Genomic DNA, 23,010 nt, shown 5'->3' with positions numbered 1-23,010 from the left:
GTTTTGTTATCAACCCCCTTTTCTTTAACCATTAGAGTGGTTATCCTAGCGACCTTTATACTTGTATTTATACTCTGCATTTATACTCTTAAGCCTAACCAGGCCAGCATTTAAAACGGATATCTTTTTGACTGATAAATTACAGAGATTACATACGGCCGATAACGCCCAAAAGACGAATAGCTCAAAAGAGGCTAGTAGTGCCAAAATGACGAATATCGCAGTCAAGGCTATTCCGCTTGCGCTCTACATTCATATCCCTTGGTGCGTCAAAAAATGCCCTTATTGCGATTTTAATTCGCATGAGCTGCCAACAGATAGTCCGCTATCAATGTCTGAGACCTACGAGGACTATGTCGATGCACTGCTCGCCGATGCACTATTGCAGCAGCCATTAGCGCAAGGGCGCAAGCTGAGCTCCATTTTTATCGGTGGTGGTACGCCATCACTATTGCCTATTCCTCAGTATCAGCGTCTTTTTGAAGGGTTACGTCATTACTTTGATTTTGCCGATGATATCGAAATCACCATGGAGGCCAACCCAGGAACACTTGAGCACGCGCCTTTTACTGAGTATCTACAAGTCGGTATTAACCGCCTCTCTATCGGCGTACAAAGCTTCAGTGCCGATAAGCTCACAACGCTTGGCCGTATTCATGATCCGCAGCAAGCCGTTACGGCTATTAAGGCGGCGCGCGAAGCGGGATTCAGACGAGTCAATGTCGATCTGATGCATGGACTGCCGCAGCAAAGCTTAGTTGAAGCGCTCCATGATATCCAGTTGGCTCATGACACGGGCGCTACTCATATCTCTTGGTATCAGCTCACCATTGAGCCTAATACAGTGTTTTATCGCAATCAGCCTGTTTTACCGGATGAGGATAATTTAGCTGATATTGAAGAGGCGGGAGGCGCGTTATTACATAGTCTAGGCTATAGCAACTATGAAGTGTCTGCTTGGGCCGGCAGGCTAGATACGCCTTGCCGTCATAATCTCAACTATTGGCAGTTTGGCGACTATCTTGCGATTGGGGCAGGGGCACATGGTAAGGTCAGTATTGATCTGCTTACAGCCGAGAATGATACCAAAAAGAAGATAAGTACTTTGGTATCGTCAATAGATAATACTTCACTAGAGCCGGAGAACGACATGGCTCCCATCTATCGCTACAGCAAATCACGCTTACCTAAGGATTATCTGAATTATAAAAACCAGCCAAATGACAATCATGCAAATAACGAAAATTCAAATAGACAGAACAACATTGCAACGATGCCGGCACCGAAGATGGTCGGTTGGAGCGCTATTGCTAGCGATGAATTGGTGAGCGAGTTTATGCTCAATGCGCTCAGACTACATGATGGGGTAACATGGCAGTTATTTGAGGCGCGTACAGGAATGAGTTATAAGGACATCGCTGATTCGGTAGAGAGGTTAGTAGCTAAAGGCTTGTTAACTGAGTCGACTGAAAAACTGCAAACGACTGCATTAGGTCGGCGCTATCTTAATCAAATATTGCGCGCGTTTTTATAGCGTCTGATAGCTATGATCAAAGCTGTAGACATAAAAAAAGACTTATCAACTAAATGATAAGCCTTTTTAATGCAAAATCTACTTATTGAGCTTAGATTTTGTTTTGAACGTCTTGTGCGCTGTCAGTTACAGCGTTGCCTGCGCTTTTAACGTCTTGGCCAAGACCTTTAAAAGTGTTGCAACCAGTTAGTACAAACATAGCTGTCAAAGATGCGATAACTAATTTTTTCATAGTAATTTCCTCAAGATAATTTGGTTTTTGGATAATATAAATGGTTTTAAACACTTAAATGCTATAAACACGGTGCTTTATAATCACCTATCAAGATTGGACAAAACAGTGAATAAACCTCATAAAAAAACAACTTCTTCTAAAAGCGGATCTCTTTAAGAAGTTCTATCTATCGCCTTGTCATCCGATAGAGCCATCATAATAAAAGTTGAAATGCATGCAAAGTATCAAAGTGTAAGTATTAGCCATAATCTGTAACTTGTAATTACGATGACGTTAAATAGGGTTACATCGCCACTAGTTATAAACAATTATCGTGTCTGACTTTGCATGGCTTTTCATGTATGACTTAAATTAGAGTCTAAAATATTTAATTACTTTCCTATGGAACGCTTATGACCATTCACATTGTGCTTGTCGCCCCAAAGATGCCGAGCAATACCGGTAATATCATTCGGTTATGTGCCAATAGCGGCGCACAGTTGCACCTAGTCAAACCTCTAGGGTTTGAGCTTGAAGATAAGAAACTTCGCCGCGCAGGACTTGATTATCATGAGTATGCTCATCTACAAGTACACGCAGATTGGGCAGCTACCAAAAAAGCGTTAACGACGGCAGAGTGCCATATTATCACTGCATTGACCACGAAGCTAAGTCATCCACTTTATGAGTATGATTTTGGTCAAGGAGATAATAGCGCAAAGACACCTAATGTTGCCCTGGTTTTTGGCTCTGAGACCTCAGGGCTAGCGGATGATATACGAGAAGATATAGGTGCAGATAATTGGCTGCGACTACCGATGCTGCCGGACTCGCGCAGCTTAAATCTAGCCAACAGTGTGGCGATATGTCTGTATGAGGTATGGCGACAGCAGGGGTTTTTTGGAGACACTGGCCGCAGTACAGGCTATGAGACTCTAAATGTTTATGACCCTAAAGAATAGCAGTCGTTAAACTCATTAAGCGCCCAGTATATTAAGACAGAATAAGTCAGCTGTTATAACCGCTATTACAGACAATTCGGCGGCTTGGGTAAACCTGCTAGCCGATTAACATGACGAGCGACTAGGCCGGTATTAAAAATCTGTTGCAACTTTTGATTACTAATATTATGTTCAGGCAAGGTCTTTTGTAGCCATTTGATTAAAGGGCGAGTGGCCGGCGCGTGATTAAATTTATTAAAAAACGCGCGTACTTGTTGCAAGATTTGCAAGTGCTCAGCGTTTAGGCTGACGTCTAAAGTATCGGCGAGCTGCTGGGCGACCTCTGGCGTCCAAAGGGTGTGATCGCAAAGATGACCGTCTTGGTCTAGCGACATAGTGGTGATTGAGGAGGTGCTGTCAGTCTGAGTCATAAGGCAATAGTCACCACGTTATCAAATGTGCTGTCTTGGGTAAGTTTGACCCACTCTGTATCGCTCAATACGGCGTCGACCTTATTGTTCAGCTTGAGCTTTGTAGTAGTAGCCTCATCAAGCTGCGAGAGGTCTGCGCTCAAGGCGTAAATATTAGCAATGCCTGTTATCTCATTTTCTTTTAGATAAGCGGTAAGCCAATCGATAAAGGCGGCAGTGCTACCTAATAACATCAGGCTGTCACCATGGCGCCAAGTGAGGGCGAGCTGATCGGTACTGCGTCTAAGGTTGTCCATCGTGCTATGTAATTGGTATAAAGTCGCCATAATAAAAGAGTCCAAAAATAGGGCGTTAGCAGTTAGCTTAATAGGTATGTCATCAATAAGGTCTTTAAGCTTGAAGTCTCTGATTTAAGCTTGAAGTGTCTAGAATTTACTCAAAAAGAGAAAATGTTTTGAATATTTTAAAAGCTTAAAACCTGCTGAAAGTCGTCAATATTAATCACCTCAGGCACTAAGGTTAACTGACCGGCTAAGTCATCAGGCAGTACACCTGTCAGCCAACCACTAAATACATCTTCTGGCAACCAAGCCGGCGGCATATCGTATAATTCAAGCGACTGGATCATGCCATGCAAGCGTGCTCTGGGCTGCATCAATAAGCCAAACACTGGCGCATCCAAATACAGCTGTACCTCATGGCCAAAAGTTGCCAAGGTTAATGCCAAAGCGCAGCCTTCATAGCTTGCCATCTCAGTCGCTGTACGCAGTTGAATTAATAACTTCATCATTAGTCCTTAAAACGCTATTAGGCGATTGTCATCTTGTAGCATCATAGCCAGCTCGCTAAGTCCAACTAGCGTAAAGCCGTCAGCTAAATTATCACCGTTTAGCTGATGACGGGCACTGTTTTCACTATCACTGACGCCGCGACTCAGCGCCGTACTAACACAAACCGGCAAAGCTAACCCATGCTTACGGGCGAGCGCTTGCCACTGTTGAGTCAAATCAAGCTGATCGGCAGATTGCCAGCGCAAACGATTGGCTAGATGAGCGCTATCTGCATAAAAAAACAACTGCAAGGCCGGCTTTTTATTTTCATCGGTCTCGTTAAGTAAAGCTTTGGCGTAACGCAGCGCTACATGAGCTAGCGGATGGCTAGGGTCTTTAGTAATCAGTAGGGTAGTCTTGGTAGTCATAAATGTAGTATCACAAAGTTTTGCAAAGTATAAGGTATGGTCGACTTTTAGTTCAATAGACGCTAGTATTTTATCTCTTTTTCAAGATAGGCTTAGTGATGAGAGTCTTTAAAGTCAGTTTGTTTATGCTAACATAAAGCTGAAAATTCACTACTACCTATGTTACTAGGAAACGAGTTATATGCTATCTGTGTCAACAGAGATGTCCTCCACTACACCGAGCGTGGCAAGTTATCAACCCACTGCTGAGCAGCTGCAAGTCTTGCAAACCGCGAGTGAGTTTGCTTATCAGGTGTGGGAGAGTAGGACGATATCCTGCCAAACCTTTCTACGTAGCTATCCTCTAGAGCAAACCTTAACGCGTCAACAAATCGATGATCTTATTCAAGATTATACCTTAGATGAGAACTATCAAACCGCTGATGAGCCCAAAGTCATGAGCGGTCTGCGCCATCTACGTATGCTGCTGATGATGCGCTGGATCTGGCAAGATGCGCTGAGTATTATCTCACTTGAACAGCTCACCGATGAGCTCTCTGAGTTTGCTGATGGCTGTATCTTATTTGCTAAAGACTACACCTATGAGCAATTGATTGTTAAATATGGCAAGCCTACCTTTATTAATGAGCAAGGCGAGCTAAAAACGGATGACATGGCTATTATGGCTATGGGGAAGTTAGGCGCTCATGAGCTTAATTTGTCTAGTGATATCGACCTTATCTTTGTGCATCAAGCCCGCGGCATGACTGATGGTGATAAGTCTAAGGGCACGCGCAGCATCGATAACAAGCGCTTTATGACGCGCTTAGGACAAGGGATTATCAAACTGCTGGATAATAATACTGCTGATGGTTTTGTCTTTCGGGTAGATATGCGCCTGCGCCCTTGGGGTGATGGTAGTGATCTGGCGATTCATTTGTCTGCACTGCAAAAATACTTTGCCAATCATGGCCGCGCTTGGGAGCGTTTTGCTTGGCTCAAAGCGCGGGTAATCGGAGAAGTATCACCAGAATTTTATAATCAGCTACAAGCGCTGATTAAGCCTTTTGTGTTTCGCTATTACGTAGATTATAGTGCCTTCTCAGCGCTGCGTGAAATGAAGTCCTTGATTCAAAATCAAGTGGCGCAGCGTGAGGATTTAGATAACATCAAACTCGGTGCTGGCGGTATTCGAGATATTGAGTTTATCGTACAGGCGTTTCAGTTGATTTACGGTGGTCGCCATCCGCAGTTACAAGTCAAGTCTTGTTTACAGGCAATGCAGGCTCTGTGCGAGCTTGAGTATTTAGAGCCGGACACCTATAAGCAGTTGCAAGCCGCCTACCGCTTTTTGCGGCGCCTTGAGCATGGTCTGCAGGCCATTAATGATCAGCAAACACAGCGCTTGCCTCATGATGAGCAGTGGCAACACAACCTAGCTATTACCCTAGGGTTTGCAGATTGGTCAGCGTTACTCACGACGCTAAACGCCCATCGAGAAACGGTCAATCTCCCTTTTGAGCGGATGGTGACCGAACGGCAAATGCCTACGCAAGATGACAGCCTGCCGCCGCCAACCGATCTTGACGAACAACTCACCCAGTTAGATACGATACTCAGCGAAGAAAACCGCGCACAGTTGCAAGCGTTTTGGGATTCTAAAATGATAGCGAATCTAAGCGATGAGGCGCGTGAGAGGTTAGACGACGCTTATCCGGTGATTATTCACGCTTTGCTTGCCCATCATGAACAGCAGCAGTTGGCGAATAGCGCCTTACCGCGACTGATTACCTTGCTAGAGGCGATTTGTCGGCGCTCTATTTACTTGGTTATGATTGCAGAGAACCCCAATGCGACTGTTGAGCTGATACCAATGCTATCAGCTAGTCCTTGGATAGCCGGTGAGTTGGCGCGCTATCCGGTGCTACTAGATACTTTTTTGCAGCAGCGCTATCGTCACCTGCCAGACAAGCTTGAGCTACGAGATATCTTGCGTCAGCGTTTGCTTCGCGTTGAGCCAAGTGATGAAGAGGAGTTACTTAGTGTCCTGCGCTTATTTAAAAAGAATCAAGTATTAGCAGTAGCGGCAAGCGACGTGTTGGCCGAAAGACCGATTATGAAAGTCTCAGACTCGCTGACTTATATTGCAGAGGTGGTATTAGAAGCGGCACTTGAGCGCGCTTTTGCTGAGCTGGTTAAGCGCTATGGTTATCCAATCGCTCAAAATGGCGATCCGGTAACGGAGGCCGATTGCGGTTTTGCTATTATTGGCTATGGTAAGCTTGGCGGGCTTGAATTGTCTTATTCTTCTGATTTGGACTTGGTGTTCTTGCATAAGATAAAAGAGCAAGGCATGACGACCGGCGAGAAGTCAGTCAGCGGCATGAAATTTGCCGCAAGGCTTGCGCAAAAGCTTATGACCTATCTCAATACCCAAACCCGTGATGGGCGTGCTTATGAGATTGATATGCGCTTGCGTCCTTCGGGCAATGCGGGCATGATGATCGTTTCTTGCCATGCGTTTGAAACCTATCAGCGCGACAAAGCTTGGGCATGGGAGCATCAAGCGCTAGTGCGTGCGCGTGCTATCTGCGGGGATAAGCGCGTGACCGCGCGGTTTGTTGAGATACGCCGCGAAGTGTTATCGCTGCCGCGTACCCTTGATGAAGTGCGCTTGGAGGTGACGCGAATGCGCCTAAAAATGCAGCGTCATCTTGGGACGAGTCGTCAAAAAAAGAAAGCCGGTAAATTTGATCTAAAGCAGGACGCAGGCGGCATTGTTGATATTGAGTTTTTAGCTCAGTTTGCTGTGCTGGCCTATGCGCATGACTACCCAAGCTTGACTAAATGGAGCGACAATGTGCGTATCTTTGAGGAGATGGCGAAGCTTGGCATTTGGGAGCACTCCGTCTGTCAGGACTTGACAGACGCCTATTTACGCATCCGCGCCTCCACTCATCAATTAGCGCTTGCTGAACAGTCTTTGCTAGTGGATGAATCGTTATGGCTTGAAACAAGAGCGCTCGTACAAGACCAGTGGCAGCGCTTGATGGGAGTCACTGAAAACGAAGATAACTCATAACCATAAGTACAGACTACAAGCAGTAGCGTTACAAAGGCTGTATGGGGCTATAATGTCACATAAACAAAAGCTATCGGCTGCTAAAATAAAAAGTTTTATTCGCCAAGGCTGCCGGTGATATAATCAGCTCAATTTGTACTTAAAACACTTACTTCTACAAAAAAAGTTAGACGTTAGCGCTAGCATAAGGACTATAAAATGAATATGGCAACACAAGACGGTAAGCTTTGGATGAATGGCACAATAATTGAACAACCAGATGCCAACGTTCATGTGCTTACCCATAGCTTGCACTATGGCATGGCAGTGTTTGAAGGCGTACGCGCTTATCAAACCGCTGACAACCGCACCGCTATTTTTCGCCTAAAGGAACACACCGAACGTCTATTAGGCTCTGCCAAAATCTTCCAAATGGATGTGCCTTTTGATGCGACCACGCTAGAGCAAGCACATAAAGATGTGGTCAAGCAAAATAACTTAGCAGAAGCTTATATTCGTCCGCTTATTTGGGTCGGCGCAGAAAAGCTTGGCCTGTCTTCACGTAACAATAGCATTAATGCCATGGTTGCAGCTTGGCACTGGGGAGCCTACCTCGGAGAAGACGGTATCAAAAACGGTATCCGTGTCAAAACCTCTTCATTCACGCATCATCTACCAAATGTCACTATGTGTAAGGCCAAAGCCTCAAGCAATTATCCTGTCTCTATCATGGCCAACCAAGAAGTTACCCGTAACGGTTATGACGAAGCCATCCTAATGGACCCACAAGGGTATGTCTGTCAAGGCGCTGGCGAGAACTTGTTTTTAGTTAAAGACGGGGTGCTACATACACCAGATCTGGGCGGCGGAGCACTAGATGGTATTACTCGTCGTACTATTTTCCAGTTCGCAGCTGATCTAGACATCAAAGTCGTCGAGCGCCGCATCACTCGTGATGAGTTCTACTTAGCAGACGAGATCTTTATGACAGGCACCGCTGCTGAAGTGACACCTATCCGCGAATACGATGATCGTACCATCGGCAATGGCGGCCGCGGACCATTGACTGAGAAACTCCAAACCCTATACTTTGATGTGGTTCATGGTCGTAACGAGCACTATATGGATTGGTTAAGCTTTATTGACTAATAAAGTCGTTAGTTTAAAGACCAAAAAGGCTGAACATAATTGTTCAGTCTTTTTTTTATGCTAATATAGCCATCATATTTATTCTTAAGATTAAAGTGAGCAGTCCATGCCAATAGATTCTAGTACAGCAGATAACAATAATATCAAACAAATTATTTGTATTAAATGGGGTACAAAGTACGGGGCTGATTACGCCAATAAACTGTATGGCATGGTATCTCGCAATATTACGCCACCGTTTCGTTTCGTCTGTTTTACCGATGATACCACCGATGTACGTCCAGAAATCGAATGTCAAGAATTGCCACCATTAGATGTCACCATGCCAACCAACACACTTGGCAAGTGGCCAAAATCACGTTTGTGGGGTGAGACATTAGGTGATTTGACAGGGACAGTATTATTTGTAGATTTGGATGTGATTATAGTAGATAGCCTTGATCCTTTCTTTGAGTATGGCGAGCCGGACGATGTTATTTTGTCTTATAACCCAAGTAACCCGCTAGAGCGCCTCGGCCAGACTTCTTGCTTCCGCTTTCAGGTAGGGTCGCTTGTCTCACTACAAGAAAAATTCAAAGCCGATCCGCAAGGCATCGCGGACAAATATCGTTTTGAGCAGCGTTTTGTGACTCGTAATGCGCCAGGCGGTGTCAAGCTGTTTCCAAAGGCATGGGTTGCGCACTTTAGACGCAAATGTCGTCAACCGTTCCCACTTAACTACATCAAAGAGCCAAAGATTCCTAAAGGTGCTCGAATTGTTATTTTCCCTGGCGACTTATATCCTACACATGCGATTGAAGGTAGATACAATAAAAATGCTGCTAACAATGCCAAAGATCACTTAAAAAGATTAACTGAGCCCAAAAATCTAAAAAGACCGCTACGTCACTTGCGTCATTTCATTTTGCCAGTCGACTGGATTGAAAAATACTGGAGGGAGTAGATAGAAGTAAAACATGACTGACTTGCTGATAAAAATAGATGTTAAGCGGGAAGGATGTCAGCAATAGATCTGGACTTGCGTATATCGCAAGAAGTATGAAGTTTAACTCATCTATAGTTATGCTCATAATCGTGCTACGGGTGAGATAGTTGCTTAGTTTTGGTTTAAACGTGACTTGCATACAGCTAAAAAGCTACATTCCCACTTAAAATAGCTGAAATTAGCTATTGCTCTATTAGTATGAACAACTGGAATAATTTTATAACTGTCTTTAAAGTAGATAGGAAAAAATTGACAAACAGCATGCTGTCAGTATAGAAGGTAATAACTGTAGTTTGAGACATCGATTAGAAGGAGCTATTAGACAGACCTACTATTTCTATAAGAAGCTCTATAGCAATTTAAAGTGTTTAAGCCTTGCAAACATATTTTCTACTAAATGACGGAGTTTGTACAAATAGCTATCAAACTCTGGATTAGGCTGTTTGGCATTCTTCCTTTTAGGAGTGACAAGTATCATATTATGGCTTCGAGCTTTATCTCTGATAGACTCTGAGTCATAGCCTTTATCAGCGATAAAGTAATCAGCCTGTCCAATCATGTCAATTAATTCACCTGCAACTTGACTGTCGTGGACGTCACCCCCAGTGATTTTAAAATGGAGCGGATATCCATCGGCATCACAGGATAGGTGTATCTTTGTAGTTGCGCCGCCACGGCTTTGTCCAATTGCTCGATCTTCACCACGCCGAGATCCACTTGCATGCTGGTGACAGCGAATATAGCTTCCGTCTGTGAATACCCATTCCGTGTCGATTTCTTTGCGTAAGCTAAAAAAAACTTTCCCATAAGCCAGTCTTTGACCAGCGGTTGAAACGACTATAGGCTGTTTTCCACGAACACAATTCTTTAGGTATGTCACGCCAAGGCGCGCCTGTGCGTAGTTTCCACAGTATGGCTTCCATGACCTCTCGACTGTTTTGAGTTTGATAGCAGCCATGCTGTGTCATCGTTGATTGCAATTGATCCCAAAGCGTATCTGTTAATGCTTTTCTTGCCATAACTTGTATTTCTCGCATCGACTCAATAGCTGCGGTATTGTAACTATTATTTATGGCTTATCCAATTGAAGACATGACCTAGATTATTGTTTTCATACAGCTTTAACCATTGTAATTTATTATTAAAAAGTATAGGGTTGTTTAAATCTAATACTTTACCCGTTTTCTTATAATGTAATATTTTTGTTGCAGTTATAGGGGATATAAAGTCTACCATATTTGTAAGGCGATTGGTTGAAAACCTATATAAAACGTTTGTATAAATTTTTCTTATAGGAATAGGGTGATTCTTTTCAAAACGATTTCTATTTATAAAACACCATTTATATTTAAGTGTTAATTTAGAAGTGGTTTTTTTTTAGTAAAAGTATAAAGAGATATGTTCACACTGCTAATATTAAAGTCTATAAAACCTGCAGCGCCAGTTACCAAAATTCTCATCAGTCGCTCCCAAATAGATCTCGAGTAAAAACCTTGTCGGCCACATCATTTATATGAGTAGATAGTCTGTTGGCAATTATGACGTCACTTATGGACTTAAACTCTTCTAAATCTTTTATGATACGTGAGTTAAAGAACTCTTCTTCTTCTAGCACGGGTTCATATACAACGACTTCTATGCCTTTGGCCTTGATACGTTTCATAATCCCTTGGACGGCTGAGGCGCGAAAATTATCAGAACCACTCTTCATAACCAATCGATAGACGCCAACGATTTTGGGTTTTCTCTCGATTATCTTATCAGCGATAAAGTCTTTGCGTGTTCGATTAGAATCTACAATCGCTCTTATTAAATTACTTGGCACCTCATCATAATTGGCCAATAGCTGCTTGGTATCTTTTGGTAGACAGTAGCCGCCATAACCAAATGATGGGTTGTTATAATGCGTGCCGATACGTGGATCTAAGCCCACCCCTTCGATGATTTGCCTAGTAGATAATCCAAAAGTCTGTGCATAAGTGTCAAGCTCATTAAAGTAGGCCACGCGCATGGCTAGATAGGTGTTAGAAAACAGCTTGATCGCCTCAGCCTCAGTCGGCTTAGTAAATAGTAAGGGAACATCCTTTTTTTGCGCGCCTTCGATGAGTAATTGTGCAAACTGCTCTGCACGTTTAGACTGCTCTCCGACTATAATTCTAGAAGGATATAGATTATCATGCAGCGCTTGACCCTCGCGCAAAAATTCGGGCGAGAATATAATATTATCGGTGTTATAGCGCGCTCTTACGCTCAAAGTATAACCAACGGGTACTGTTGATTTAATCACGATGAGTGCCTCTTTATTGACTGCTAGTACAGCTTCAATGACCGTCTCTACTGTTGAGGTATTAAAATAGTTGGTCTGAGGATCATAGTCAGTGGGGGTGGCGATAATAATAAAATTAGCATCTTTGTAAGCGTGGTTTGCATCAAGAGTTGCAGTAAAGTTAAGCGACTTATTTGCTAAAAAATTTTCAATATCTTGATCTTCAATTGGAGACTTATTAGCATTAAGTAAGTTAACTCTTTCGGAATCAATATCAGTAGAAATTATTTCATTATGTTGAGCTAGTAATATAGCATTTGATAGTCCTACATAACCTGTGCCTACTACTACTATTTTCATAAGTGATCCAAAGTATCGTCTGTTACGGGGCGAAAATGAATGTCAGTCATTGATTATCGATAGCGGCAAAAAGGGCTTAAACTTTTCAATCATAGCATGAGTTATCCTGTGGTAAGCGACTATACTAAATTGATCTAAGCTTTGAATACAGCCGAATTTTATATCGCGATTGTCTAGATCGTCTATAAAAGTATCAATGTTATTTTCATATTGAATATAGTTAATTGCTACGTCAGACTCTAGATGAGCTTCATTTTTTCTAATCTTTAAGTGGTTCATAAGTGTGATTGGATTAACTTGTTCCACATCTCTAAATTTATACTTAATTTGAGCCTCTAAAAACTGCGGATGATGATTTAAATAGTTTTTTAAAATTTTTTTGTCTACAATGTGTGGGTAGTGCTGAACATTAAAAAAGCGCTTCATACCAAGCATATTAGCACTAAGCATTTGTGCCATAACATAGCGTGGTTGAATTGGTGTGCCAAATAACTTTCGACGAAGTTTACGTAATTTTATATTCCTATAAACAGGCGAATTTGGATTCCAGTGACCATGAATAACAATATTATCATCATTCAAAAAATCAGAGATAGTCACTGGTTGGTTAAAAAAGAAATCATCATTCATATAGATAAAATGATCGTTCAACTCAGGAATGTTACATATCATCGTTTCGATAGAAAGAGAATTAAAGGTAGGTAAAAACTGCTCATAACCTACAAAAATGTCCTTATGATCGATAATCTTGATTTTGTCAGCTGCACAAATACCCTGTTTGACAAACTCATCTATAAATTTAGGTATTTGCTCATTAGTAACAATATAGATATAACGACAAAAAGGAACGTGCTTGATAATAGAGGCAATATTGTAATAAATTTCATTATCACTAGCGAAGCGAGTAGAATCTACTGCGTCTGAGGCTAGAATTTTACTAGTCTTAAAGCCATCTCTTTTTTCTTTTAGTAAGGGGTCATCGCCATCTACCCAAGTGATAACAATATCTACTTGCTTTTCATTAAGGTTTTTTGAAAGACTCACTACTTTCTCACATTATTTTTGCCAAAAACTAGATTTAACGCAATGTTACCATCAACTATCTATGCTAGCAATCGCTTTAATCACATAGATTTTAGACGTATAAAAGAATAATTCTACAATCTTAATGGTTATTAGAGTTTAAAAGGGTTCATTAGCTTTTCTTGAACAGTTTAGTTGTATTGGAAGTAAATAAACTGAATAATAAGCACTAGAATTTCAGCGCATTTCAAGTCAAACTATTAGGTAAGAAATTCTTAAACTTCTTAGTAAATGCGTCCACTACTTTATCTTTATTGATGACTTGAAAATTATCTAAGCTCTGCACACAACCAAATTTCATATTAGGATTATTTAAGTTTGCTAAAAACAAATCAATGCCACGCTCATCTTTTAAATAGTTTAAGGACAGCTCGTTAGTTAATATAGCTTCGTTATTTGCGATTTTAATATGGTTGACCAAAGAGACAGGATCATATTGTCTAATGTTTCGAAATCTATAACTAAGCTGAGCGTTTAATTCGTCAGGGTGGTCATCTACAAAGTTTGTAAAGCTATTTTTGTCTAATATATGTGGATAATGGTGGACTTCAAAAAAACGATTTTGACGAGACTGTTGTCCCAACTCAGCACCTAGCATTTGTGCAACAGTGTATTTTGGCTGAACCAATGTTTTAGCCAATGATTCCATAAAAAGGCGATAATTAAGCTTGGTTTTTAAAAGATTTTTACGTCGCCAGTTCCCTCTAATTACTGATTTAACGACGTCTTCTTCTACTAAAAAATTTTCCACACTTACTGTTTGATTAAAAAAGAAATCATCATTTAAACTAATAAAATAATCGGTTAGATCAGGTATGTTCCAAAGCATCGCTTCAATACTCAGGCTATTGAAAGTAGGAAGATAGTGCTCATAACCTTTAAATAGTGTCTTGTGATCTATGATACGAATTGTGTCAGGCTTACAGAGTTTTTGATCGGCAAATTCATGAATTAGGCTAGGCGTTTGGTCATCGGTGACGATATAGATATAACGATAAAAAGGCACGTATTTCAAAATTGAAGCGATGTTATAGTAGATTTCATTACTACTAGCAAAACGAGTCGTTTTGACAGCATCCGATATGTTTAAAGTGTTTTTTTGATACTTTAAACGCTTTGATTGTAAAGTAAGATCTGTACCATCAACCCACAAGATTACCAAGTCCATTCGTTTTTGATTATCTATCATAACTCATAACCGATTAGATTGTATTTTACAACGAACTTTGCATCGTTCGATGTTTAAAGGTTTACTTCAAAGCAAGGTATTAAAGTACTAATTAATACTTATTCGAATAAAAGATTATCAGTAAGTAGGCTGTATTACTGCAATATAGATATTTTGTGGTGTTCTAAAAAGTATGCTGGCGCTAAAAGTCAATAAGAAGTCTATGCTAAGTTCTCTGATTCTATATGGCTTTCAAAGCTTCAAAAATTGTTCAAATTTTGATCAGCATACTTTTTGATACATCACCAAATATTATATGTCTTAAATAATTGAGTGTTTGAAGTATAGATTATTAACTTTAGCTACTATAAATTAGTAAATAGGAGATTTAGAATATTCATTTCCAATACTCTTTTAACCAAGGACTCGGCAAGACACGCCGATACCATTTGCCGCCGCCGCCTTTAATGGCATCTGGCGGATTGATTTCGCCATGGAAGATAACGATTTTAGCGCCATTAGGCAGAGTAGGTGCTTTGATAAAGTTAAAGGGCGGCTTTGCCATACATTGATATTTAAAGCTGACGCACCAGTCTTTAGGCCAATACTCTAAATGATGATGCTCGCGCAAATAGTTGGATAGATAAGCCTGCTCATGGCGTACTTGCGTGCGAATGGTGGCAAAATTACGCTCAAAATTACTAAGCAAGTCAGAATAAGTACCCATACCGATATTGAAGCGATAGACGGAGCTGTTACCAATCATGCGCCATGGTTTTTTCCAGTCACGGATGATAACCACACTGTCATCAAACTCCGCCTTATAAGTAAAAAAGCTGTCGATATTATCGACAATAACGATGTCGATATCTAAAAATAGCGCCACGCCTTTTAGATCGTACAGCTCAGGCTTAAAGGTGGTGAGTTTTTTCCAGCCGCGTTCAGGTCCCGCTGGCAAATCCATCTCGGGTATCGGGTAGCACTGTACCGCCTCATTAATACCTGTACTATCATCCGTCAAGCAAACCATCTGAAAGTCCAGTGTCAGATGGCGACTGACCATATTATAGAGACGATTGACATACTCAGGACCGTACTTATCGCCCCATTTCATACAGATGATATAGTGTGACTCTGCTAGGTGGGCAGAGTCTTGGTCTTTTAGAGTATGGTTAACGAAGTCAGATGTCATAATTGACTCTTTTTAATAAGATGAAAACATGAAGCTTAGAAGATGCTATATTTGATACCGCTATATTGAGTCTACTATAAAAGATAGCGCAATTAAGTCTTATATCTTTTATCCTTAGCCGATTTTAGAAAGGCTTGTAGCTTGCTACGATCAGCGCGATAAGGATTGCCAAGATTAGGGATGCGTTTAAAGCGGCGATAGCCCCACATATAATGGCTACATTGATCTTCAATCATCTCTTGCATGGCAATATTCAGGGCATGAGTCGCAACTTCTGTGTTGCGATCATAAAGCGCTGGATCATCGAGCTTATAGCAGTAAATATCAAACCCGCGATTATCATCACGGCGAATACAAGACAGACCGACTAGGGCGCACTTGGTTTTGCTAGCAAGTTTAGGGGCGAGGGTACTAGTCAAAGTCTTAACGCCAAAAAAAGGCACAACCACGCCGCCTGAAGGCTCAGGAACATGGTCGGGTAAGATAATACTAAAACCGCCTCGTTTAAGCGTTTTAAACACTGCTTTGACACCGCTACTATCAGTAGGCACTAAGGTAGCGTTAAGGCGAGCACGACCCTTTAGGATAAAATCACCAGTAAGCTTGTCTTTGACCGGCTTGTACATAATCGTCGGCGAGCCGAATTGATTGAGCCAAGCGTTCATCATCTCCCAAGTACCAAGATGAGGAACGATAGCAAGCATGCCGTTGGGATTGGCTAAGCCTTCTATTAAGATCTCTTGGTTATGCACCTCTCGTATCTGCTCAATGCTCCATTCAGGCGGCATCGCCCAACTCTTGATAGACTCGACGCTACTTAGACACTGATGACGGACGATATCTTTGATAACGGTCTTTTTTTGCTTAGCCGTTAGGGCAGGTTCGATGAGTGCCATATTGATCTTGATCGTACGAACGATACTCAAGTTTGGCAGGCGCATCATTATCCTAGCAGTAATACGTGCCAGCATCTGCAATACAGATAAAGGCACGTATTTGAAGATCTGATACGGATTCATAATGAATCGCAGTAATAAGAGATACTCATTACCAGATCAGCTACTGAGCAGGCTTAGTGGTATCTGCTTGAGCTTTTTCACGCAGACGGATACCAAGATCACGCAATTGCTTACCCTCAACAGGAGCTGGAGCTTGAGTCAATGGATCTTCAGCAGTCTTGGTTTTTGGGAAGGCGATGACATCACGGATAGAGCTTGCACCGACCATTAACATGATCAACCGATCCAAACCAAAGGCAAGACCACCATGCGGCGGCGCACCGAATTTTAGTGCGTCAAGTAGGAAGCTGAATTTCTCTTCAGCCTCAATCGCGTCGATACCTAGCGCTTCAAAGACCGCTTGCTGCATCTCAAGGGTGTTGATACGTAGGCTACCACCGCCAATCTCAGTACCGTTTAGTACCATGTCATAAGCGATAGAGAGCGCAGACTCCGGGTTGTTTTTGAGCTCTTCTACTGAACCTTTTGGTTTCGTAAACGGATGGTGCATAGAGGTCCATTGCCCGTCATCCGTCTCTTCAAACATGGGGAAGTCAGTGACCCAAAGCGGTGCCCACTCGCAAGTGGTCATATCCATATCAAGGCCAATTTTCTGGCGTAGCGCGCCCATAGCATCGTTGACGATACTGGCTTTATCGGCACCGAAGAAGATGATATCGCCATCTTCGGCCTCAGTGCGCTCAACAAGGCGAGCTAGCACATCGTCAGTCATGTTTTTGATGATAGGTGATTGTAGACCTGACTCTTTATCCACACCGTTGTTAATGTTGCTTACGTCATTGACCTTAATATAAGCCAAACCGCGCGCACCATAGATGCCAACAAACTTAGTGTATTCATCGATTTGCTTACGGCTTAAGGAGGCGCCATTAGGAATACGCAGCGCGGCAACGCGACCTTTTGGATCGTTGGCGGGACCAGCAAAGACCTTGAAGTCAACGTCTTTCATTAAGTCAGCGACATCGATGAGCTTTAGCGGAATACGCAGATCAGGCTTATCAGAAGCGTAGTCACGCATAGCCTCTGCATAAGTCATACGCGGGAAGTCAGCAAGCTCAACATCCATCATCGTTTTGAATAGGTTTTTGATCAAACCTTCATTGATGTTCATGATCTCTTCTTCATTTAAAAAAGAAGTCTCAATATCGACTTGGGTAAATTCAGGCTGACGATCAGCGCGCAGATCTTCGTCACGAAAGCACTTAGCGATTTGATAATAACGATCAAAACCTGACACCATCAATAGCTGCTTAAAGAGCTGCGGCGACTGCGGCAGGGCAAAAAAGTTACCCGGACGAGTACGCGAAGGCACTAGATAGTCGCGTGCGCCCTCTGGCGTTGCGCGAGTCAAGATAGGCGTCTCAACGTCTAAGAAGCCATGATCATCAAGGTAACGGCGAATCGCTGAGGTGGCTTTGGCACGGAACACCATACGCTCTTGCATCTCAGGGCGACGCATATCGAGGTAGCGGTACTTGAGGCGTAAGTCTTCAGAGACGGTCATGTTCTCGTCATTAAGCGGGAAAGGCGGAGTTTCTGACTTGGCTAAGACTTCAATCTCTTTGCCTAATAACTCGACTTGACCGCTAGTCATATTTTTATTTTCAGTGCCTTCGTAACGACGACGGACGCGGCCGGTAATTTTTAGCACATACTCAGGGCGCGCAGCATCAGCGGTAGCGAAAGCTTCAGGCGTATCTGGATCGACTACCACCTGCAAGATGCCAGCACGATCACGCATATCTAAGAAGATCACCCCACCATGATCGCGGCGGCGATGTATCCAGCCGACGATAGTGATCGTCTGCTCTAATAAGTCTTCGGTCACAGCACCGCAGTATTCGTCGCGATAGCCACTGTGTACGGCGAGGTCTTTTTGCGTAATAGTACTAGGTTTCATAGTGCTGTCAGTCATAGTCAAGGTTATCCAGTTATGTGCCCGATTCAAAGAATAGCCGTTTAAAAATACCAGTGAGGCTCTTAAACGATATTTATTATTAAGATAGTCAATTGCAAAAAACAGCCAGTCAGCGCTATAAAGACGGATAGTCTGCGCGTCGGCTGTATAAAATTTATTTTAAACGCATATTATGCCTAAAGTACGGGTGTTATACAACTATGCTTATTAACTGCGCTCGCTCATAAAGGCATGACAAGCTTACGAGTGTAATAATTGGTTTATCTATTATGATTTATAACCATGACGCTTGAAAATAGCGCGCAGCGAGCGCATATTAGCTGCATCTTAAAATAATTTCAGCTATCGCAACTATAATTATTACCCTAAACCTCTGAATGTAACCCTAAGGAAGACTTGATATGCTATTTCACCCGCCAAAAAACCCTGTCGAGCTTAAAGTCATGCATTTAAATAAGACTCAGCAGCAGCGCCGCGAAGACTTGATGGAAGCGACTCAAGGCAAAGCTGCGCTTAAGCAGCTCAAAAAGAGCATGGCGAAAAAAGCCAAGCAAGCGCTAAAAGTGAAATCTAAAAGCAAGAAGAAAGATAAAAACAAAGAGACCAGTCAGCAAGTATTTGTCCTAGATTTTGACGGTGACATTAAAGCCTCGGCCGTTAAGCATCTGCGGGAAGAGATTAGCACCCTGATCAGTACTGCTAATAAGGGTGATGAAGTTATCATCCGTTTAGAGTCAGGTGGTGGTATGGTGCATAGTTATGGCCTTGCAGCGGCTCAGTTAGTGCGTCTCAAAGACGCGGGCCTTAAACTCACCGTTTGTGTCGATAAAATCGCAGCCAGTGGCGGCTATATGATGGCTTGTGTCGCTGATAAAATTATCGCCGCGCCTTTTGCGGTGATCGGCTCTATCGGTGTCGTCTCACAATTACCGAACTTCAATAAACTACTGAAAAAAAACGACGTTGATTATGAGATGTTTACCGCTGGTGACTACAAGCGCACGGTGACAGTATTCGGTGAAAACGATGATGAAGATCGCGCTAAATACCAGCAAGAGCTTGAGCAAACGCATGATCTGTTTAAGCATTTCGTCAGTACTTATCGCTCTGAGCTTGATCTGAATAAAGTCGCTAATGGTGAGCATTGGTATGGCGAAGATGCAGTAAAGCTCAACCTCGTCGATAAGCTGCAAACCTCAGATAGCTATATCTTACAGCTTATGGAAGATAATGAGGTTTATGCGCTACATTCGCGTCAAAAGCCAACTCTAGCAGAGAAGTTAGGCTTATCACAAGCCGCTGAGGCGACGATCACTATGGCAGTGGATAAACTACCAGACGCTCTTGCCCGTTTTGATCTCAATAGCCGCTTGAATATTCTAAAGTAAGTGTATTCTTTTAATATAAATGAGTAAAAGCTGAATGAGTTGAGATAAGCTAATTGATAGTGGAACAATATTTTTTAGTGTTATTCATTAGTTGGTATAGAAAGAACTTTAGAAATCCCTAATAAATTTAGGTATATACTATTTCACTGTTGATGTTTTGTAAAAGGCGTGCCTAAACAGTCGCGCCTTTTTTGCTGTTTAAAATTTGGAGCTATGTTATAAATAGGGGAAGCGAAAAACAGTACACGTACGTACACCGTAAGAGATTAGCCATGAGAGGTTAATCATTAATAATGAGAAGGAAGTCAGTTATGTCCAATGATACATTGATGTTTACCGCTACTGAGCACGGTCAAGACATGCATGCCAAAGTCAAAGATTTTATTGCCACTAAGATTGAGCCGATTGAGGATGAGTTTTGGCAAGAGTGCCATAAGATGAACCCAGATGGTAATTGGAAGAACTGGCAGTGGCCAGCCTCGTACGATGACTTACGTAAGCAAGCTCGTGAGGCCGGTCTTTGGAACTTATTTTTACCCGATGATGAACTTGGCGCAGGCTTGTCAGTGACCGATTATGCTCCAATTGCAGAGCTTACGGGCCGTAGTTTATTAGCGCCGCATGTCTTTAACTGTAATGCTCCTGATAGCGGTAATATGGAGCTGCTATGGCGCTATGGTAGTACTGATCAGCAGGATAAGTGGCTGACCCCTTTACTAGAAGGTAAGACGCGTTCCGTGTTTTGTATGACTGAGCCTGATGTTGCTTCTAGTGATGCAACCAACATGGAGGCGACCGCTGTCGTCGATGGTGATGAGATCGTCATTAATGGTAGCAAATGGTGGTCATCCGGTCTTGGCGATCCAGCCGTCGATTTACTGATTGTCATGGCATACACGCCTGATGAAAATAAAGATCGCCACCAGCAGCATTCTATGGTGCTAGTTCCTGTAGACACTAAAGGGGTTAACATCAAGCGAATGCTTAAAGTATTCGGTGATTATGACGCGCCGCATGGTCATGGTGAAATCAGCTTCGATAATGTACGGGTGCCAGTTGCTAATTTTATCGGTGGACCTGGTATGGGTTTTGAGATTGCGCAAGGCCGCTTAGGACCTGGGCGTATTCATCACTGTATGCGCTGTATTGGTGCCGCCGAGAAGTCGTTAGAGCTTGCGATTCACCGCGGTATGAGCCGTGTTGGTTTTGGTAAGCCAATCTTACAGCTAGGGGGTAACTTAGAGCGTGTCGCCGAGGCGCGTATCAAGATCGATCAGGCGCGTTTATTGACGTTATATGCCGCGCAAAAAATGGACAGCCAAGGTACCAAAGCGGCGTTAACTGAAATCTCAGCGATTAAAGTGGTCGCGCCTACTGTATTACAAGAAGTGGCTGATATGGCGATTCAGATCCATGGTGGTATGGGCGTTTGCCAAGATACTATGTTGCCAGGGTTCTATGCGCAGGGCCGCGTATTACGCTTAGCAGATGGCCCAGACGAGGTACATAAAACAATGATTGCAAAATTAGAGCTAAAGCGTCAAGGCTTTCGCCGTCCTGCAAAATCGTCTAAATAAGAAGCTCGCGAAATGATAGTCTGCTAAACAAGAGGCGAGCTACAAATAGGGTCTAAGTGCTAATGGGTCATTTAGGCCATAGCATTGACCCTAATGCCCCTTACTTTAGCGAATATTATCCCTTAAGATTCACTATCAAGCTTTTGGTAGTGAATTTTTCACTAAGGTCTGTTGAATATTCAAAAATGGCAACACACAAACAAGCAGTACACAAACAATAAGGAACATTGTATGGCAACTGATAAACCAAATACCGAAGATAGTGCTAAGAGCGACCAGCAGCCAGAACTAAACGCGGTACTAGACAAAGGCGGCGAAGTGCGAGAAGGCGAGGAGCTGGATGCGCAAGCGATTAGCAGCTGGTTACGAGACCAAGGCGTCGACATTCAAGGCGAACCTACCGTTACTCAATTTTCAGGGGGCGCGTCGAACTGGACTTATCGTTTAGAGTATGACAATCAAGATCTGATTCTGCGCCGCCCGCCTAAAGGCACCAAAGCCAAGTCCGCTCATGATATGGTACGCGAATACACGGTACAAAAAGCGCTAAAAGACGCTTATCCTTATGTCCCAAAAATGGTTGCGTTATGTACTGACGACAACATTATCGGGGCAGACTTCTATGTGATGGAGCGCATGGAAGGCATTATTCCGCGTGCCAATTTGCCAAAAGAGATAGATTTTGATCCCGCGCAAACGCGTGAGCTGTGTACTAACGTAATAGATGCGTTAATCGAGCTGCATCAGGTCGACTATACCGAGCATGCTGATCTAGTTAATTTAGGCCGCGGTGAGGGCTACTGTGAACGCCAAGTGACCGGCTGGGATAAGCGCTATGTGAAAGCAAAAACGCCAAACGTACCGAGCTTTGGTATCGTGCGTCAATGGCTCAATAAGCACACACCAAAAGATAGCAAGACCTGCATTATTCATAATGATTGGCGTTTTGATAATGTAATTTTGGCGGCTGACAATCCCACCGAAGTCATTGGAGTGCTTGATTGGGAGATGGCGACCCTTGGTGACCCCTTAATGGACTTAGGCAGCGCTTTGGCGTACTGGATTGAAGCCGACGACAACATCATTATGCAGCAGTCACGTCGGCAGCCAACTCATCTAAAAGGGATGATGACTCGCAATGAAGTCGTTGATTACTACCTAGAAAAAACCGGCCTTGAGATTGCTAACTGGACGTTTTATGAGGTATTTGGACTATTTCGCTTAGCCGGTATCGTACAGCAAATCTACTATCGCTACTATAATAAACAAACCAAAAACCCCGCCTTTAAGAACTTTTGGCTCATCGTACATGTGTTAAATGCAAAGTGCCTGAAGCTTATCGCGCAGTATGAAGGCGAGACACTATTTATGACTCATGTGCAGCCGCGCTTAGAGGAAAAAGGCGTGGATAAAGCCGCGATAGAGCAATTACCAGAGCCGGTACAAAAGCTAGTCAAAAGCATCTTACCTAAAGGTTATTTTGAATCGACGTCAAAGTCAGTTGATGAGTGATGGCGCTAAAATTTCTTTCGTTAATACACTCTTAA

At 42.8% G+C, this 23,010-nt stretch carries 19 protein-coding genes and 1 pseudogene; 8 read left to right on the top strand and 12 right to left on the bottom strand.

Annotated elements, in window-relative coordinates; translation table 11 throughout:
* Positions 1–208: 208 nt before the first annotated feature.
* Positions 209–1,534, top strand: a complete 1,326-nt coding sequence (gene hemW, locus AAEY83_RS08970) for a radical SAM family heme chaperone HemW (protein WP_025646888.1) — start codon at positions 209–211, stop codon at positions 1,532–1,534.
* Between the two features lie 91 nt (positions 1,535–1,625).
* Here hemW and AAEY83_RS08965 read toward each other — a convergent pair whose 3' ends face one another.
* Positions 1,626–1,766 (bottom strand): entericidin A/B family lipoprotein, encoded by a 141-nt coding sequence (locus tag AAEY83_RS08965; RefSeq protein ID WP_025646889.1) that lies wholly within the window; start codon positions 1,764–1,766, stop codon positions 1,626–1,628.
* A 395-nt stretch (positions 1,767–2,161) separates the two neighbouring features.
* On the opposite strand from AAEY83_RS08965, the gene AAEY83_RS08960 reads away from it, so the two are divergent.
* A complete protein-coding gene (locus AAEY83_RS08960; RefSeq protein ID WP_025646890.1) occupies positions 2,162–2,710 on the top strand; it encodes a tRNA (cytidine(34)-2'-O)-methyltransferase in 549 nt (182 codons plus the stop codon).
* 65 nt (positions 2,711–2,775) lie between these two features.
* Here AAEY83_RS08960 and AAEY83_RS08955 read toward each other — a convergent pair whose 3' ends face one another.
* From AAEY83_RS08955 to tusD, 4 genes are all read right to left on the bottom strand, one after another.
* Positions 2,776–3,120: a TusE/DsrC/DsvC family sulfur relay protein gene (locus tag AAEY83_RS08955; protein WP_084212659.1), complete on the bottom strand. Its 345-nt coding sequence runs from the start codon at positions 3,118–3,120 to the stop codon at positions 2,776–2,778.
* Positions 3,117–3,446 (bottom strand): hypothetical protein, encoded by a 330-nt coding sequence (locus AAEY83_RS08950; protein ID WP_025646892.1) that lies wholly within the window; start codon positions 3,444–3,446, stop codon positions 3,117–3,119. The genes AAEY83_RS08955 and AAEY83_RS08950 overlap by 4 nt, the downstream gene beginning before the upstream one ends.
* A gap of 137 nt (positions 3,447–3,583) precedes the next feature.
* A complete protein-coding gene (locus tag AAEY83_RS08945) occupies positions 3,584–3,907 on the bottom strand; it encodes a hypothetical protein (protein ID WP_025646893.1) in 324 nt (107 codons plus the stop codon).
* A gap of 9 nt (positions 3,908–3,916) precedes the next feature.
* Entirely contained in the window at positions 3,917–4,318 is a 402-nt protein-coding gene (gene tusD, locus AAEY83_RS08940) for a sulfurtransferase complex subunit TusD (protein ID WP_025646894.1), read from the bottom strand.
* A gap of 202 nt (positions 4,319–4,520) precedes the next feature.
* Between tusD and glnE the strand changes: the two genes are divergently transcribed.
* The 3 genes from glnE (at position 4,521) to AAEY83_RS08925 (ending at position 9,450) form a co-directional block, all read left to right on the top strand.
* On the top strand, positions 4,521–7,379 hold the full coding sequence (gene glnE / locus AAEY83_RS08935) for a bifunctional [glutamate--ammonia ligase]-adenylyl-L-tyrosine phosphorylase/[glutamate--ammonia-ligase] adenylyltransferase (RefSeq protein WP_025646895.1): 2,859 nt from the start codon (positions 4,521–4,523) through the stop codon (positions 7,377–7,379).
* Between the two features lie 198 nt (positions 7,380–7,577).
* Positions 7,578–8,507: a branched-chain amino acid transaminase gene (locus AAEY83_RS08930; RefSeq protein ID WP_025646896.1), complete on the top strand. Its 930-nt coding sequence runs from the start codon at positions 7,578–7,580 to the stop codon at positions 8,505–8,507.
* 106 nt (positions 8,508–8,613) lie between these two features.
* Positions 8,614–9,450, top strand: a complete 837-nt coding sequence (locus AAEY83_RS08925; protein WP_025646897.1) for a hypothetical protein — start codon at positions 8,614–8,616, stop codon at positions 9,448–9,450.
* A 400-nt stretch (positions 9,451–9,850) separates the two neighbouring features.
* Here AAEY83_RS08925 and AAEY83_RS08920 read toward each other — a convergent pair.
* The 7 genes and pseudogenes from AAEY83_RS08920 to aspS all read right to left on the bottom strand — a co-directional run.
* A pseudogene (locus tag AAEY83_RS08920) lies at positions 9,851–10,511 on the bottom strand (IS5 family transposase); the annotation flags it as partial.
* A gap of 440 nt (positions 10,512–10,951) precedes the next feature.
* Positions 10,952–12,118, bottom strand: a complete 1,167-nt coding sequence (locus AAEY83_RS08915) for a nucleotide sugar dehydrogenase (protein WP_025646898.1) — start codon at positions 12,116–12,118, stop codon at positions 10,952–10,954.
* A gap of 42 nt (positions 12,119–12,160) precedes the next feature.
* A complete protein-coding gene (locus AAEY83_RS08910; protein ID WP_025646899.1) occupies positions 12,161–13,162 on the bottom strand; it encodes a stealth family protein in 1,002 nt (333 codons plus the stop codon).
* 226 nt (positions 13,163–13,388) lie between these two features.
* Positions 13,389–14,390 carry a stealth family protein gene (locus AAEY83_RS08905; RefSeq protein WP_025646900.1) on the bottom strand — a complete coding sequence of 334 codons (1,002 nt, stop codon included), beginning with the start codon at positions 14,388–14,390 and terminating at the stop codon, positions 13,389–13,391.
* Positions 14,391–14,766: 376 nt separating this feature from the next.
* Positions 14,767–15,483, bottom strand: coding sequence for a glycosyltransferase (locus AAEY83_RS08900; RefSeq protein ID WP_413771580.1), 717 nt, complete (start codon positions 15,481–15,483; stop codon positions 14,767–14,769).
* Between the two features lie 170 nt (positions 15,484–15,653).
* The gene (locus tag AAEY83_RS08895; protein WP_025646902.1) at positions 15,654–16,580 is read right to left on the bottom strand and encodes a lysophospholipid acyltransferase family protein; all 927 of its coding nucleotides are present in this window, start codon (positions 16,578–16,580) and stop codon (positions 15,654–15,656) included.
* Positions 16,581–16,620: 40 nt separating this feature from the next.
* A complete protein-coding gene (gene aspS, locus AAEY83_RS08890) occupies positions 16,621–18,480 on the bottom strand; it encodes an aspartate--tRNA ligase (protein ID WP_025646903.1) in 1,860 nt (619 codons plus the stop codon).
* Between the two features lie 419 nt (positions 18,481–18,899).
* On the opposite strand from aspS, the gene sohB reads away from it, so the two are divergent.
* The 3 genes from sohB (at position 18,900) to AAEY83_RS08875 (ending at position 22,975) form a co-directional block, all read left to right on the top strand.
* Positions 18,900–19,886 (top strand): protease SohB, encoded by a 987-nt coding sequence (sohB, locus tag AAEY83_RS08885; protein WP_025646904.1) that lies wholly within the window; start codon positions 18,900–18,902, stop codon positions 19,884–19,886.
* A 329-nt stretch (positions 19,887–20,215) separates the two neighbouring features.
* Positions 20,216–21,463, top strand: a complete 1,248-nt coding sequence (locus AAEY83_RS08880) for an acyl-CoA dehydrogenase family protein (RefSeq protein WP_025646905.1) — start codon at positions 20,216–20,218, stop codon at positions 21,461–21,463.
* 231 nt (positions 21,464–21,694) lie between these two features.
* A complete protein-coding gene (locus tag AAEY83_RS08875; protein ID WP_025646906.1) occupies positions 21,695–22,975 on the top strand; it encodes a phosphotransferase family protein in 1,281 nt (426 codons plus the stop codon).
* Positions 22,976–23,010: the final 35 nt, after the last annotated feature.

The organism is Psychrobacter sp. TB20-MNA-CIBAN-0197 (assembly GCF_040309765.1).
Lineage (GTDB): Bacteria > Pseudomonadota > Gammaproteobacteria > Pseudomonadales > Moraxellaceae > Psychrobacter > Psychrobacter submarinus.
The sequence above is the reverse complement of the archived record's forward strand: the minus strand, read 5'-3'. Positions and strand labels throughout refer to the sequence as shown.

Bases quoted from the DNA above. Each gene is read 5' to 3' on its own strand.
- hemW (WP_025646888.1), top strand. From the start codon at position 209: ATGACGAATATCGCAGTCAAGGCTATTCCGCTTGCGCTCTACATTCAT.
- AAEY83_RS08965 (WP_025646889.1), bottom strand. From the start codon at position 1,766: ATGAAAAAATTAGTTATCGCATCTTTGACAGCTATGTTTGTACTAACT.
- AAEY83_RS08960 (WP_025646890.1), top strand. From the start codon at position 2,162: ATGACCATTCACATTGTGCTTGTCGCCCCAAAGATGCCGAGCAATACC.
- AAEY83_RS08955 (WP_084212659.1), bottom strand. From the start codon at position 3,120: ATGACTCAGACTGACAGCACCTCCTCAATCACCACTATGTCGCTAGAC.
- AAEY83_RS08950 (WP_025646892.1), bottom strand. From the start codon at position 3,446: ATGGCGACTTTATACCAATTACATAGCACGATGGACAACCTTAGACGC.
- AAEY83_RS08945 (WP_025646893.1), bottom strand. From the start codon at position 3,907: ATGAAGTTATTAATTCAACTGCGTACAGCGACTGAGATGGCAAGCTAT.
- tusD (WP_025646894.1), bottom strand. From the start codon at position 4,318: ATGACTACCAAGACTACCCTACTGATTACTAAAGACCCTAGCCATCCG.
- glnE (WP_025646895.1), top strand. From the start codon at position 4,521: ATGTCCTCCACTACACCGAGCGTGGCAAGTTATCAACCCACTGCTGAG.
- AAEY83_RS08930 (WP_025646896.1), top strand. From the start codon at position 7,578: ATGAATATGGCAACACAAGACGGTAAGCTTTGGATGAATGGCACAATA.
- AAEY83_RS08925 (WP_025646897.1), top strand. From the start codon at position 8,614: ATGCCAATAGATTCTAGTACAGCAGATAACAATAATATCAAACAAATT.
- AAEY83_RS08915 (WP_025646898.1), bottom strand. From the start codon at position 12,118: ATGAAAATAGTAGTAGTAGGCACAGGTTATGTAGGACTATCAAATGCT.
- AAEY83_RS08905 (WP_025646900.1), bottom strand. From the start codon at position 14,390: ATGATAGATAATCAAAAACGAATGGACTTGGTAATCTTGTGGGTTGAT.
- AAEY83_RS08900 (WP_413771580.1), bottom strand. From the start codon at position 15,483: ATGAAATGGGGCGATAAGTACGGTCCTGAGTATGTCAATCGTCTCTAT.
- AAEY83_RS08895 (WP_025646902.1), bottom strand. From the start codon at position 16,580: ATGAATCCGTATCAGATCTTCAAATACGTGCCTTTATCTGTATTGCAG.
- aspS (WP_025646903.1), bottom strand. From the start codon at position 18,480: ATGAAACCTAGTACTATTACGCAAAAAGACCTCGCCGTACACAGTGGC.
- sohB (WP_025646904.1), top strand. From the start codon at position 18,900: ATGCTATTTCACCCGCCAAAAAACCCTGTCGAGCTTAAAGTCATGCAT.
- AAEY83_RS08880 (WP_025646905.1), top strand. From the start codon at position 20,216: ATGTTTACCGCTACTGAGCACGGTCAAGACATGCATGCCAAAGTCAAA.
- AAEY83_RS08875 (WP_025646906.1), top strand. From the start codon at position 21,695: ATGGCAACTGATAAACCAAATACCGAAGATAGTGCTAAGAGCGACCAG.